Genomic DNA, 13,725 nt, shown 5'->3' with positions numbered 1-13,725 from the left:
GGTCTTATTCACAACCCTTAGAGGGAATCCATGAGCGATATCGAACTGCGTGTCAAAAAAATCATTGCTGAACAACTCGGCGTTGAAGAGTCTCAAGTGACCAACGAAAAAGCCTTTGTGGCTGATTTGGGTGCCGACTCTTTGGACACAGTGGAATTGGTGATGGCATTGGAAGATGAGTTTGGTATTGAAATCCCAGACGAAGATGCCGAAAAAATCAACACCGTGCAAAACGCGATTGACTACGCGTTGACTCACAAAAAAGCCTAACCAATAGGAACTACTGCATGAGCCGTCGTCGCGTCGTCGTGACAGGCCTAGGCTGTATCAGCCCCGTGGGTAACACGGTGGCCGACGCTTGGGCCAATCTTTTAGCCGGGCAATCCGGCATTGCCAACATCACGCGTTTTGATGCGTCTGGCATCAACTGCCATTTTGGTGGTGAAGTTAAAGATTTAGATCTTGATCAGTACATCGCCCCCAAAGAGGCGCGTGCCATGGACAAGTTCATTCACTATGGCATTGCTGCGGCGGTCCAAGCGGTTCAAGACTCAGGGCTTGCCACTGGCCAAGCCCTAGGCGAAGAAGAAGCGACGCGCATTGGTGTCGTGATCGGCTCTGGCATTGGCGGCTTGCCCTTGATCGAAAGCATGCATGACGAAATGCTGGCCAAAGGCCCACGACGCATTTCGCCATTCTTTGTGCCAGCCTCCATCATCAACATGATTTCTGGACACGTGTCCATGCGGTTTGGCTTCAAAGGCCCGAACTTGGCCGTGGTCACCGCGTGCACCACAGGCTTGCACAGCATCGGCGAAGCAGGGCGTCACATTGAGTACGGCGATGCCGATGTCATGATTGCAGGCGGCTCTGAGGGTTGTATTTCTCCCTTGGGTGTAGGCGGCTTTGCCTCTATGCGCGCTTTGTCAACACGCAATGATGACCCAGCCACCGCTTCGCGTCCTTGGGATCGCGACCGAGATGGCTTTGTCTTGGGAGAGGGCGCTGGCGTTCTGGTCCTCGAAGAATATGAGCATGCCAAAAAGCGTGGTGCCAAAATTTATGCAGAGTTGGGTGGCTACGGCTTGAGCGCGGATGCAGGTCACATGACAGCGCCCAATATGGACGGCCCCCGTCGCGCCATGCTCAGTGCACTTCGTAACGCGGGTGTCAATGCAGACCAAGTCGACTACTTAAACGCGCACGGCACCTCCACGCCCCTGGGCGACATCAACGAAACCAATGCCATCAAAGCCGCATTGGGCGATCACGCCAAGAAGACGGTGGTTAACTCGACCAAATCAATGACAGGGCATTTGTTGGGCGGCGCTGGCGGCATTGAGAGCGTGTTCACCGTGTTGGCCATCCACAACCAAAAGAGCCCACCCACCATCAACATCTTTAACCAAGATCCCGCGTGTGACTTGGACTACTGCGCCAACACCGCGCGTGACATGAAGATCGATGTGGCCCTCAAAAACAATTTCGGATTTGGCGGCACCAACGGCGCTTTGGTTTTCAAACGCATCTGAGGTTTCTGTCATGCACAACGCCCCATCGGTTTCTTATCCGCTGGGGCGTTGTGCTTTTCAGCGTTGGCTGTATGCGTGTTTTGTCGTGCTGACGTCGGCGGTGTTGTTCGCTTGGGCTATTCACCAAGAGGTGACCTGGGTCTGGGGCATGGCCGCTCTGGCCGCAGCGATGGGCGGCTTGTTAGGTTGGCGTGCACTGGGCCAAGTCGGCATGCTCACATGGAATGGCCAAGTGTGGTGCTTGCAGATCCCGGGCGATGGGTGTCGAGAAGTATGGGGTGAGGTCAGTGTGGCGTTGGATGTGCAAAAAGCCTTGCTTTTACGCTGGCAACCCGCATCTGACACACTGAAGGCAAAACCACTGTGGTTGTGGCTGGGCTCAGAGGGGGCCCGCCACCATTGGCAAGATTTGCGTCGCGCGGTGTATCAACGCGACGGTATGTATTGAAGGAAGAAACATGGCTCGTTCATTCTCATGGGATCGTTCTGTCTTGAAGTCGCATTGGCATGCTTGCCGAGCCTCTTTGGTTGCAGGCCTGTGCGTCTCGGCCCTCAGTGCAGCGCTTGCGCAGCCGGCTTTGGCGCAGAATGCTCAGTCTTCGGGCAGCGGCGCCATGGTCAAAGGCTTGCCAGACTTCACAGAATTGGTGGAGCAAGTCGGCCCTTCAGTGGTGAACATTCGCACGCTCGAAAAAGCAGCGGTGCGTGACCCCCAAGGCGGCGAGCCTGATGCTGAGATGCAAGAGTTCTTCAGGCGTTTTTTTGGCGTGCCCATGCCTTCGCCCAATGCTCCCAATGCGCCGCGTCAGCAGCGGCCTAACCGAGGTCAGCCAGATGAGCAACCCAGAGGTGTGGGCTCGGGCTTTATTTTGTCAGCCGATGGCTTTGTGATGACCAACGCCCATGTGGTCGAAGGTGCTGACCAAGTGTTGGTCACCTTGCCAGACAAGCGCGAGTTCAAAGCCCGCATCGTGGGCTTAGACAAGCGCACTGACGTGGCGGTGGTGAAGATTGACGCCACCGGCTTGCCCGCTGTGAAGATTGGTGATGTGAACCGTCTCAAAGTGGGTGAGTGGGTCATGGCCATTGGTTCACCTTTTGGTTTGGATAACACCGTGACCGCTGGCATTGTGAGTGCCAAGCAGCGCGATACCGGTGACTATTTGTCGTTCATCCAAACCGATGTGGCCATCAACCCCGGCAACTCGGGTGGCCCGCTCATCAACATGCGTGGTGAGGTGGTGGGCATCAACAGCCAAATCTATTCCCGCTCGGGCGGTTTCATGGGCATTTCTTTCGCCATTCCGATTGACGAAGCCGTTCGTGTGAGCGAGCAACTGCGTGCCACAGGCAAGGTGCAGCGTGGTCGCTTGGGTGTGCAGATTGACCAAGTCACAAAAGAAGTGGCCGAGTCTTTGGGCTTGGCCAAAGCGCAGGGCGCTTTGGTCCGCGGGGTCGAACAGGGCTCACCTGCTGAAAAGGCGGGCATAGAGCCGGGCGACATCATTTTGAAGTTTGAGGGCAAAGCCATTGAAAAGTCGAGCGATCTGCCGCGCATGGTGGGCAACACCAAGCCCGGCACACGTAGCACGATTCAGGTTTGGCGCCGTGGCAACCTCAAAGACATGTCCATCAGCGTGGGAGAGTTTGAAGCCGATAAGCCAGTGAAGAAGGCGGCCGCTCCCGAGAAGCCACCAGCCGGCATCGTCGCCAAGGTGCTGGGCCTGACGGTCAGTGAGATGACAGACGCACAGAAAAAAGAACTCAAACTGCGCGGTGGTGTCCGGGTGGATGCTGTGGCTGAGCCGGCCTCGCGTGCAGGCATTCAAGAGGGTGATGTGATTTTGAGCTTAGCGAACATTGAAACCCCCACAATGCAGGCGCTAGAGGCAATGGTTGCTAAGCTAGACCGAAGCAAACCTGTCAGTTTGTTGATCCGGCGTGGCGAATGGGCTCAATACACCGTGATTCGTCCTGTGCGATAAACCCCTTTGCCAGAGTCGGGAATCATGGGAGATAAAAAATATTTTTGTGGCTTCAAAAATTCTTTATAAGTTAGTGTTTACAAACTTAAGTAATGTGCTCAAGCCCTTTTTGTATAGAATCCAATCGCTGAATGCGTTTTTGCGATATATCGCAAGCCTAAAACTCCACGATACGGGATTGGTTGACCGACTCCACAGGTGATCCACAGATCACCCACAAGTTATCCCACCACCCCTTTGTCAAATTGTTAATAAGTTGTGGATAGATTCATGTTGCGAACCCGCAACGAGGCCTCATCCGAGTTGAGACCTCTATTCAAATCGGGGTTTTTGCCTACAATGACCTTCCAACTTATGCAGTTGCCATTGCTTGTTGGTTCTGGGCGCGTCAGCGAATGACGCGCCCTTTTTTCTTGGCGCTCTCCCTTTGAATTCAATCACTTAAGTGTTCCCGTTGATGAACAACATCAGAAACTTCTCAATCATTGCCCACATCGATCACGGCAAATCTACCTTGGCAGATCGTTTGATTCAGCGTTGCGGTGGGCTGGAAGAACGTGACATGTCTGCGCAAGTTCTTGACTCGATGGACATCGAGAAAGAGCGTGGGATAACTATCAAAGCGCAGACCGCTTCGCTGCAATACAAAGCCAAAGACGGTCAGATTTACAACTTGAATTTGATCGATACACCCGGTCATGTGGACTTCTCCTATGAGGTGTCGCGCTCGCTCTCTGCATGCGAAGGTGCGTTGCTGGTCGTCGATGCCAGTCAAGGCGTAGAAGCACAGACGGTTGCCAACTGCTACACCGCGCTCGACTTGGGTGTGGAAGTGGTGCCTGTGCTCAACAAAATGGATTTGCCCAACGCCGATCCTGAGAATGCCAAAGCTGAAATTGAAGACGTCATTGGCATTGATGCCACCGACGCCATTCCGTGCTCAGCCAAAACAGGCATGGGCATTGATGAGATCTTAGAAGCAGTGGTCGCCAAAATGCCGCCGCCACAAGGGCAACAAAACGCGCCCTTGCGCGCCATGATCATCGACAGCTGGTTTGACAGCTATGTCGGCGTGGTGATGTTGGTCCGCGTGGTGGATGGTCGCCTAGGTAGAGGCGAACGCTTCAAGATGATGGCCACCGAGGCCGTCTACAACGCTGACAACTTGGGCGTGTTCACGCCTGCCAACGAGCCACGCCAGTCGCTCGAAGCTGGACAAGTGGGCTACATCATTGCGGGCATCAAAGAGCTGCAAGCCGCCAAGGTGGGCGACACCATCACCTTAGAAAAGAAGCTGCCCAACAACCTAGGCCCGGCCGAGCAAGCCTTGCCCGGTTTTAAAGAAATTCAGCCCCAAGTGTTTGCGGGCCTCTATCCCACCGAGGCCAACCAATACGATGGTCTGCGCGACGCGTTGGAAAAGCTCAAGCTCAACGATGCGTCCTTGCAATACGAGCCCGAAGTCTCCCAGGCGTTGGGCTTTGGTTTTCGTTGCGGCTTCCTTGGCCTGCTGCATATGGAAATCGTGCAAGAGCGTTTGGAGCGGGAGTTTGACCAAGACCTCATCACCACCGCCCCCAGCGTGGTGTATGAAGTGAAGATGCCTGACGGCGAAGTGGTCATGGTCGAAAACCCTGCCAAGATGCCCGAACAAGGCAAGCTGCACGAAATTCGTGAGCCCATTGTGACCGTGCATTTGTACATGCCGCAAGACTACGTGGGCGCGGTGATGACACTGGCCAACCAAAAGCGCGGCGTACAAATGAACATGGCGTACCACGGTCGCCAAGTCATGCTGACCTATGAGATGCCTTTGGGCGAAATCGTGCTCGACTTCTTTGACAAGCTCAAATCGGTCTCTCGCGGTTATGCCTCGATGGACTATGAATTCAAAGAGTACCGCGCCTCAGATGTGGTGAAAGTCGACATTTTGCTCAACGGCGAAAAGGTCGATGCCTTGTCCATCATCGTGCACCGTTCACAGTCGCAGTACCGCGGCCGTGCGGTGGTGGCTAAGATGCGTGAAATCATCAGCCGCCAAATGTTTGACGTGGCAATTCAAGCGGCCATTGGCTCCAACATCATTGCGCGCGAAAGCATCAAGGCCTTGCGTAAAAACGTGCTGGCAAAATGCTACGGTGGTGACATCAGCCGCAAACGCAAGCTGCTTGAGAAGCAAAAAGCAGGTAAAAAGCGCATGAAACAAATTGGTTCAGTTGAAGTTCCGCAAGAAGCCTTCTTGGCGATTTTGCAAGTGGAGGATTGATGGCTACGTTGACCGCATTCGTATTGGCAGCCTTTGTGGGCTACGCTGGGTTTTGGTATGTGGGCATGATTGAGGGCAACTTTTCCTTGCTCATGTTCATGGCCACCGTTGTCACTGGTGTTTACTGGTTGGCCGAAAAGTTTTATTTCTTGCCTCTGCGCCAAGCAGCCGCGGATCGTTTGCAAGCCAAGGCTGACAAACGCACGGCTGAGTTGCATGGCCAAGGCATTACCCAAACCGATCTGAACGTCAAAGAAGCCAAAGAGCGTTTGTACATGCAGCCTTGGTGGCTGGACTGGACGGCGGGATTGTTCCCCGTCATCGCCGTGGTGTTTGTGTTGCGCTCTTTTCTTTTTGAGCCATTCAAGATTCCGTCCGGTTCGATGATTCCTACCTTGCATGTGGGCGACCTGATTTTGGTGAACAAGTTTCACTACGGGGTGCGCCTGCCTGTGATCAACACCAAGCTGACCGACGGCAACCCCGTGCAGCGCGGCGACGTGATGGTGTTTCGCTACCCACCCAAGCCCAGCCTTGACTACATCAAGCGCGTCATTGGCGTACCCGGTGACGAGGTAGCTTACTTAAACAAACAACTCACCATCAATGGCCAAGCGGTCAACAAAGACCCGCGTTCTGACTTCTTTGAGCAAGACAGCATGCGCTACATCACCCAGTTTGAAGAAAAGCTGCCATTGGGCACGCAGCCGACTGAGATGACAGGCGTGCGCTCGCACAACTTGTTGAACGACAAAGACCGCCCATCGTTCATCCCGGGTGCGGAAGACTTTGCCTTCAAAGACAACTGCCAATACACCGTCGAAGGCGTGACCTGCAAAGTGCCTGCTGGCCACTACTTCATGATGGGTGACAACCGCGACAACTCACTTGACTCGCGCTACTGGGGCTTTGTGCCTGAGAAAAACATTGTGGGCAAAGCCTTCTTTGTGTGGATGAACTTTGGCAGCCTTGCGCGCATCGGCGCCTTTCAATGACAGCACGCGCGCGTTCAGACCGACCCAGCCCGTCTCAACAACAAATTCTTGAGACGCTCCAAGCGCGCTTGGAATACACCTTTCAAAATCCAGCGTTGCTCACGCAAGCCTTGACGCACCGTAGCTTCAGTGCCGACCATTACGAGCGCTTGGAGTTTTTGGGCGACTCCGTACTCAATTTGGCGGTGGCCAATTTGCTCTACCAACGTCTGCACACCTTGCCCGAGGGCGACCTCTCGCGTGTGCGTGCCAACTTGGTCAAGCAAGACACCTTGCACCATTTGGCCGTTGAGCTGGGTTTGTCGGGCATCCTTCGCTTGGGCGAGGGCGAGATGAACTCGGGGGGGCAAAAGCGCCCCTCCATCTTGGCCGATGCCTTAGAGGCCGTGCTGGGTGCGGTCTACCTCGATGCAGGCTACGCCACCGCAGATGCTTTGGTGCAACGCATTTTTGCCAAAGTCGAAGTCAACCCCGACATGCAAGCGGTGGGCAAAGACGCCAAAACCGAATTACAAGAATGGCTGCAAGCGCGCAAGTGCAAACTGCCCATCTACCGTGTGGTGGGCACCTTGGGTGCGGCACACAAACAAACCTTTGATGTGGAATGTGAAGTTCCAGAACTGGCCCGCTGCGAGCGCGGCATTGGCGCTTCGCGCCGCGCTGGGGAGCAAGCCGCCGCAGCAGCCATGCTTCAATTCATCAAAGACAACGGGCTCACACCATGACGACTCTTCCCAATCCCGACCAAACGCTTCAAGACATCGACGCCATGCTGGCTGCCAGCAAAGGCAACCGCGTGGTGGCCAGCCAAGCGCTGGTGGCGCCTGCCGACCAGCGCTGTGGCCTGATTGCAATTGTGGGCAAACCCAATGTGGGCAAGTCAACCTTGCTCAATGCTTTAGTGGGTCAAAAAATCAGCATCACCTCGCGCAAAGCGCAAACCACACGCCACCGCATCACGGGCATGCACACCCAAGGCGCGTCGCAGTTTGTGTTTGTGGACACGCCTGGTTTTCAAACCATCCACGGCAACGCCTTGAACAAGTCGCTCAACAAAACGGTGCAAGGCGCGGTGGGCGATGTGGACTTGGTGGTGTTGGTGGTGGAGGCGGGCAGCTTCACACCTGCCGACGAACGCGTGCTGTCGTTGTTGGCCAAAGGTATTCCCACGCTGTTGGTGGCCAACAAACTCGACACCATGAAAAACCGTGCCGACATCATGCTGTGGTTGCAAGCCATGCAAGACCGTCACCCCTTTGCCGAAATCGTGCCCATGTCGGCCAAGAACGACAAAGACGTGCAACGCCTGTTGGGCATTTGCGAAAAGTACCTGCCCGCGCAAGCCTGGATGTATGCGGCCGACGAGCTGACCGACCGCAGCGAAAAATTCATGGCCGCCGAGATGGTGCGCGAGAAATTGTTCCGCTTGACTGGGGATGAGTTGCCCTACACCTCGACCGTCATCATCGACAAGTTCGAAGAAGAAAAGGGCAAAACCAAAGGCGTCAAACGCTTGGTGCGCATTGCCGCCACCATCGTGGTCGAGCGCGATGGCCACAAAGCCATGGTGATCGGTGACAAAGGCGAGCGCTTGAAGCGCATGGGCATGGAAGCCCGTACCGAGCTTGAGAAACTCTTTGACGCCAAAGTGTTCTTGGAACTGTGGGTCAAAGTGCGCTCAGGTTGGGCCGACGATGCAGCGCGGGTGCGTAGCTTTGGCTACGAGTAAGTCCAGCCCGTCCTCTATGTCGCGGGGCATCCCCCGCATCCACGACGAGCCCGCGTTTGTGGTGCATCGCTATGACTGGAGCGAGTCCAGCCTGATTTTGGAAACCTTCACCCGTCATCATGGGCGGGTCGCCTTGGTGGCCAAAGGCGCGAAAAAACCCAGCTCTAATTTTCGACCTGTGTTGTTGCCCTTGCAGCCGCTGAGTGTGAGCTATTCGGGAGACGCCGAAATTCGCACCTTGAAGGGTGCCGAGTGGGTGGGCGGTCACATCATGCCCACGGGTGAGGCCTTGCTGTCGGGCTACTACCTCAACGAGCTGCTGTTGCGTTTGCTTGCGCGGGACGACCCGCACACCCGTTTGTTTGACCTGTACCGCCAAGTCGTGCAAGTGCTGGCCTCGGGACACGAGGGAACCATCAACCCTGCGCTGCGTGCCTTTGAGTTGCTGCTGTTGCGCGACATTGGTTTTTTGCCTCAGCTCAACGTCCAAACGCTGACGCTTGAAGCCCTGCTGGACGATGTTTTGTATGTGCTGGTCCCGGAAGGCGGCCTGCGCACCCACAACTTGCAAGACCGCACGGGTTTGGCAGCCTGTGTGTGGCTGCAGCTGCACGACAGCCTGGCCACAGAGTCGCCATTCACCGCCACGCTGCGTGTGTGTGCCGAGATGCCCACCGAACAGCGCAACGCCTTGCAGGGCCAGCTCAGGGCCTTGCTGCACTACCATTGCGGGGTCAAAACGCTGCGCACCCGGCAGATGATGATTGACCTGCAATCTCTTTGAGTAACTCAATGCCTCACGCCCACACCAAAACTGCCCTGTCAGTCAACCTCAACAAAGTAGCCTTGGTGCGCAACACGCGCCATTTGGGCGTACCCAGCGTCACGCGTGCAGCCACCCTTTGCCTCGAGGCGGGCGCTGCGGGCATCACCGTTCATCCACGCCCTGATGAGCGCCACATCCGCGCTGGCGACGTGCACGACTTGGCTGCCTTGCTCCTAGCATGGCCTGAGCGCGAATTCAACATTGAAGGCAACCCCTTCCACAACCTGATGGACTTTGTGCGCCAAGTGCGCCCCCATCAAGTGACCTTTGTGCCTGACAGCGAAGGCCAGTTCACCAGCGACCACGGTTGGACCTTTGCGCAAGACGCCGAGCGCTTGAAGCCGCTCATTGATGAGGCCAAAGCTTTGGGGGCGCGTGTGAGTTTGTTCATGGACCCCATTCCTGAAGCCATGGCCGCGGCCAAAGCGGTGGGCGCTGATCGCGTGGAGCTGTATACCGAGACCTATGCCTCTGCCTACGGCACATCCAAACAAGCTGAGGTTTTGGCTGCATTCAAAGCCACAGCCCAAGCTGCTTTGGCTGCAGGCCTTGGCATCAACGCCGGGCACGACTTGAACCGCCTCAACCTGCACACGTTTCTCAGCAACGTTCCCGGCGTGCAAGAAGTGTCGATTGGCCATGCTCTGATAGCCGACGCTTTAGAGATGGGCTACACCGCAACCATTCGCGCTTACAACGCGTGCATGCCTGCATGATTTACGGCATCGGCACAGACATTTGCGACATTCGTCGCATCCGTGCGTCGTTGCACAAGCATGGCGAACGTTTTGCGCAAAAGGTACTGAGCGACAACGAAATGCAAACCTACCGCGCCCGCAGCCAACGCTGGCCCGAGCGCGGTGTGCGCTATGTGGCCACACGCTTCTCGGCCAAAGAAGCCTTCAGCAAAGCCATTGGGTTAGGCATGCGCATGCCCATGACCTGGCGCTTGTGCGAAGTGGCCAAGCTGCCCAGCGGCCAGCCCACCCTTGTGTTGCACGGCGTGCTCAAAGAGTGGTTTGAAGCCAAAGGCCTGAGTGCCCACGTCAGCGTGAGCGACGAGTCCGACTATGCCACCAGCTACGTGGTGGTTGAATCACACAACGCCTAAGACCATTCGATTGATGTCTCACCACGCCCCCCTCATACTTGACATTGCGGGTACCCAGCTCAGCGCAGCTGATCACCAGCGCTTGAAACACCCGCTGACTGGCGGCGTGATTTTGTTTGGCCGCAACTGGTCCAGTCGCGCACAGCTCACGCAACTGTGCGGTGACATCAAGACGGTGCGCGACGATTTGCTGATCTGCGTAGACCACGAAGGTGGGCGCGTACAGCGCTTTCGCACTGACGGCTTTACACACATTCCCCCCATGCGCGCTTTGGGCGAGTTGTGGATGAAAGACAAAAAGAAGCAAGCTGGCAGCGGCGCGATGGCAGCCATGGAAGCCGCCACCGCCTGCGGCTATGTGTTGGCCAGCGAGTTGCGCGCGTGTGGTGTGGACTTCAGCTTCACCCCTGTGCTAGACCTAGACCACGGCGAGAGCGGCGTGATTGGCGACCGTTCTTTTCACCGTGACCCACGCGTGGCCACCACCTTGGCCAAGAGCCTCATGCACGGATTGTTGCTGGCGGGCATGGCCAACTGCGGCAAACACTTTCCAGGCCATGGCTTTGTGAAGGCTGATTCGCATGTGGACATCCCCGTTGACAAACGCAGCCTCAAAGCCATCATGGGCGACTGCGCTTTGCCTTACCCTTGGCTCACCACCACGCTCACCAGCGTCATGCCCGCGCATGTCATCTACCCCAAGGTGGATGCGCTGCCCGCGGGCTTTTCAGCGCGGTGGCTGCAAGACATCTTGCGCGGTCAGCTGCATTTCAATGGTGCGATCTTCAGCGACGATTTGTCGATGGCGGGCGCACGCCGCATCGAAGACCGTTCGGTTAGCTTTGCGCAAGCGGGTGTCGCGGCGCTCAACGCTGGTTGCGACTTGGTGCTCTTGTGCAACCAAAGCCTGGGCGACGGACATGGGGTTGACGAGATGCTCGAAGGATTGACCGAATGCCTGTTGAAAAACCAATGGCACGCCAGTGACGCCAGCGAACAGCGTCGCCGCGCACTGCTGCCCACCACTTCGCCGCTAGCTTGGGACGCGCTGATGACTCATCCTGCATACTTGCGGGCATTGGACTTGTTGCCTTAACCTGCACCCATGTTCACCACCACCCACGAAAGCTCTCATGGCAACGCCCAATTACAACTACGAAAAACGCCAACGCGAGTTAGCCAAGAAAAAGAAAAAAGAAGACAAACTGCGTGAGCGGGATGCGCGCAAAACATCGCCCGATGGTGAGTTGGGCGACAACCCACCCATGGACCCCGATCATGCGTCTGGCCCTGAAGGCGATTCGCCTGAGTCGGGTGTAGAAAAAATTTAACCAAAGGTTTTTTCAATGGCAATCCCTTGGCTCTCCGCGCTCAAAGTCATCCCTTGGGGTGACGTCATTTCTCACGCACCCAGCGTGCTTGAAAAAGCCCGTGATCTCATGTCCCGCAAGCCAGCCGATGCAGCACCGCCGCCGCCCATGGCCACGCCCAATGCGCATGATGAAGTGCCGAGTTTGGGCGAGCTGAAAAACCGTTGGCTGGCTGCGAATGTGCAAATTGACGCGCTGCAACATCGCCAAACGCAGCTCATGCAAACCGTGAGCGCCTTGGCCGAGCAAAACGCCGCTTTGCTGTCTGCCGTGAGTGGCTTGCGTCAAACGCTTCGCTGGGTGGTGCTTGGCTTGACCCTGGCTTTTGTGGGCTTGGGCGCTGTGGTTTACACCCAGTTGTTTTAATTTTCCCGGCGCAACGCGGGGAACAAAATCACGTCGCGAATACTTGGGCTGTCGGTCAGCAACATCATCAAGCGGTCAATGCCAATGCCGCAGCCGCCCGTGGGAGGCATGCCGTATTCGAGGGCACGCACAAAGTCGTGGTCATAGAACATGGCTTCGTCGTCGCCGCTGTCTTTGGCGGCCACTTGGGCGTGGAAGCGGGCGGCTTGGGTCTCGGCGTCATTCAACTCACTAAAGCCGTTGCCAAACTCGCGGCCTGTGATGTAGAGCTCAAAGCGTTCGGTCACATCAGGCTTGCTGTCGCTGGCGCGGGCCAAAGGTGAAATTTCTACCGGGTGCTCGCAAATGAAGGTGGGCTGCCACAGCTTGTCTTCCACCGTCTCTTCAAAGTACATCACTTGCAGGCTGGCCAAGCTGCGTGTGCTGAGCTTGTCTTTTTCTTCTTTGAAACCGAGTTGTTGCAAGGCGTTGATCAACCAGGTGGTGTTGTCCACGTTCTCGCCCGCTTCGGTGTGCTTGAGGATGGCTTCACGAATCGTGAGGCGCTCAAAAGCTGGAGCCAAGTCCACGGCCTTGCCGCCGTAGGTCAGCAACAAGGTGCCAGCGGCTTTCATGGCGGCGTCGCGCACCAGCTCTTCGGTGAAATGCATCAGGTCTTGGTAGTTCCAATACGCCGCATAGAACTCCATCATGGTGAACTCGGGGTTGTGACGCACCGAGATGCCTTCGTTGCGGAAGTTGCGGTTGATCTCAAACACCCGCTCAAAGCCACCCACGATCAAGCGCTTCAAATACAACTCAGGCGCGATGCGCAAGAACATTTCTTGGTCCAGCGCGTTGTGGTGCGTGGTGAACGGCTTGGCGTTGGCCCCGCCTGGAATGGGGTGCAGCATGGGTGTTTCCACTTCGAGGAAGTTGTGTTGCACCATGAAGTCGCGAATACCGCTGACCGCTTTGCTGCGCGCCACAAAGCGCTTGCGTGCGGTCTCGTCTGTCATCAAATCGACGTAGCGTTGGCGGTATTTGATCTCTTGGTCAGCCACGCCGTGGAACTTGTCGGGCATGGGGCGCAGGCTCTTGGTCAGCATGCGGATGCTGGAGGCGTGAATCGACAGCTCGCCTGTGCGTGTTTTGAACAACTTGCCTTCGCACGCCACGATGTCGCCCAAGTCCCAGTGTTTGAAATCGGCGTAGAGGTCTTCGCTCACGTCATCGCGTGTCACGTAAATCTGAATGCGGCCCGTGCTGTCTTGCAGCGTGGCAAAGCTGGCCTTGCCCATCACGCGCTTGAGCATCATGCGGCCCGCTACTTTGGCGAACTGACCCTCTTCGGTCAACACCTCGGCGGTCTTGTCGCCATGCAACTCGTGCAAGGTAGCGGCATGGTGCGCGGGCTTGAAATCGTTGGGAAACGCCACGCCAAGGCCTGCAGCCTGACGCTCACGCATGACCTTGAGCTTGTCGCGGCGCTCGGCCACGAGTTGGTTTTCATCGACGGGAGCGGCTTCGGGCGTGGCGGGGGTGTGGTTGTTGGACATCTAAAGG

General features: G+C 56.4%; 15 protein-coding genes. 14 read left to right on the top strand and 1 reads right to left on the bottom strand.

Features of this window, described 5'->3' with window-relative positions:
- The first annotated feature begins 30 nt into the window (after nt 1-30).
- From acpP to V7Q41_RS00900, 14 genes are all read left to right on the top strand, one after another.
- Nucleotides 31-270: an acyl carrier protein gene (gene acpP, locus V7Q41_RS00965; RefSeq protein ID WP_104801359.1), complete on the top strand. Its 240-nt coding sequence runs from the start codon at nt 31-33 to the stop codon at nt 268-270.
- A gap of 17 nt (nt 271-287) precedes the next feature.
- Nucleotides 288-1,532: a beta-ketoacyl-ACP synthase II gene (gene fabF, locus V7Q41_RS00960; RefSeq protein WP_333841596.1), complete on the top strand. Its 1,245-nt coding sequence runs from the start codon at nt 288-290 to the stop codon at nt 1,530-1,532.
- Nucleotides 1,533-1,542: 10 nt separating this feature from the next.
- A complete protein-coding gene (locus V7Q41_RS00955) occupies nt 1,543-1,980 on the top strand; it encodes a hypothetical protein (RefSeq protein ID WP_333841593.1) in 438 nt (145 codons plus the stop codon).
- 10 nt (nt 1,981-1,990) lie between these two features.
- Nucleotides 1,991-3,517, top strand: a complete 1,527-nt coding sequence (locus tag V7Q41_RS00950) for a DegQ family serine endoprotease (protein WP_333841590.1) — start codon at nt 1,991-1,993, stop codon at nt 3,515-3,517.
- 457 nt (nt 3,518-3,974) lie between these two features.
- The gene (lepA, locus tag V7Q41_RS00945; RefSeq protein ID WP_333841588.1) at nt 3,975-5,783 is read left to right on the top strand and encodes a translation elongation factor 4; all 1,809 of its coding nucleotides are present in this window, start codon (nt 3,975-3,977) and stop codon (nt 5,781-5,783) included.
- The gene (gene lepB / locus V7Q41_RS00940) at nt 5,783-6,778 is read left to right on the top strand and encodes a signal peptidase I (RefSeq protein ID WP_333841586.1); all 996 of its coding nucleotides are present in this window, start codon (nt 5,783-5,785) and stop codon (nt 6,776-6,778) included. The genes lepA and lepB overlap by 1 nt, the downstream gene beginning before the upstream one ends.
- On the top strand, nt 6,775-7,503 hold the full coding sequence (gene rnc, locus V7Q41_RS00935) for a ribonuclease III (protein ID WP_333841583.1): 729 nt from the start codon (nt 6,775-6,777) through the stop codon (nt 7,501-7,503). Before lepB ends, rnc begins: the two co-directional genes overlap by 4 nt.
- A gap of 44 nt (nt 7,504-7,547) precedes the next feature.
- Nucleotides 7,548-8,507, top strand: a complete 960-nt coding sequence (era, locus tag V7Q41_RS00930) for a GTPase Era (RefSeq protein WP_442918767.1) — start codon at nt 7,548-7,550, stop codon at nt 8,505-8,507.
- Nucleotides 8,508-8,523: 16 nt separating this feature from the next.
- The gene (gene recO, locus V7Q41_RS00925; protein ID WP_333841577.1) at nt 8,524-9,291 is read left to right on the top strand and encodes a DNA repair protein RecO; all 768 of its coding nucleotides are present in this window, start codon (nt 8,524-8,526) and stop codon (nt 9,289-9,291) included.
- A gap of 8 nt (nt 9,292-9,299) precedes the next feature.
- Nucleotides 9,300-10,049 (top strand): pyridoxine 5'-phosphate synthase, encoded by a 750-nt coding sequence (locus tag V7Q41_RS00920; RefSeq protein WP_333841574.1) that lies wholly within the window; start codon nt 9,300-9,302, stop codon nt 10,047-10,049.
- A complete protein-coding gene (gene acpS, locus V7Q41_RS00915; RefSeq protein ID WP_333841571.1) occupies nt 10,046-10,444 on the top strand; it encodes a holo-ACP synthase in 399 nt (132 codons plus the stop codon). Before V7Q41_RS00920 ends, acpS begins: the two co-directional genes overlap by 4 nt.
- Before the next feature lie 13 nt (nt 10,445-10,457).
- Nucleotides 10,458-11,540: a beta-N-acetylhexosaminidase gene (gene nagZ, locus V7Q41_RS00910; protein ID WP_333841569.1), complete on the top strand. Its 1,083-nt coding sequence runs from the start codon at nt 10,458-10,460 to the stop codon at nt 11,538-11,540.
- 37 nt (nt 11,541-11,577) lie between these two features.
- A complete protein-coding gene (locus tag V7Q41_RS00905; protein ID WP_333841567.1) occupies nt 11,578-11,775 on the top strand; it encodes a hypothetical protein in 198 nt (65 codons plus the stop codon).
- A gap of 15 nt (nt 11,776-11,790) precedes the next feature.
- On the top strand, nt 11,791-12,180 hold the full coding sequence (locus V7Q41_RS00900) for a hypothetical protein (RefSeq protein ID WP_333841564.1): 390 nt from the start codon (nt 11,791-11,793) through the stop codon (nt 12,178-12,180).
- Here the strand turns inward: V7Q41_RS00900 and lysS are convergent.
- The gene (lysS, locus tag V7Q41_RS00895) at nt 12,177-13,718 is read right to left on the bottom strand and encodes a lysine--tRNA ligase (protein WP_333841562.1); all 1,542 of its coding nucleotides are present in this window, start codon (nt 13,716-13,718) and stop codon (nt 12,177-12,179) included. The genes V7Q41_RS00900 and lysS overlap by 4 nt on opposite strands.
- Nucleotides 13,719-13,725: the final 7 nt, after the last annotated feature.

Source organism: Limnohabitans sp., assembly GCF_036804465.1.
In the GTDB taxonomy this organism is placed as follows: Bacteria; Pseudomonadota; Gammaproteobacteria; order Burkholderiales; family Burkholderiaceae_C; genus Limnohabitans.
This window is presented reverse-complemented; position numbering and strand designations above follow the sequence as displayed.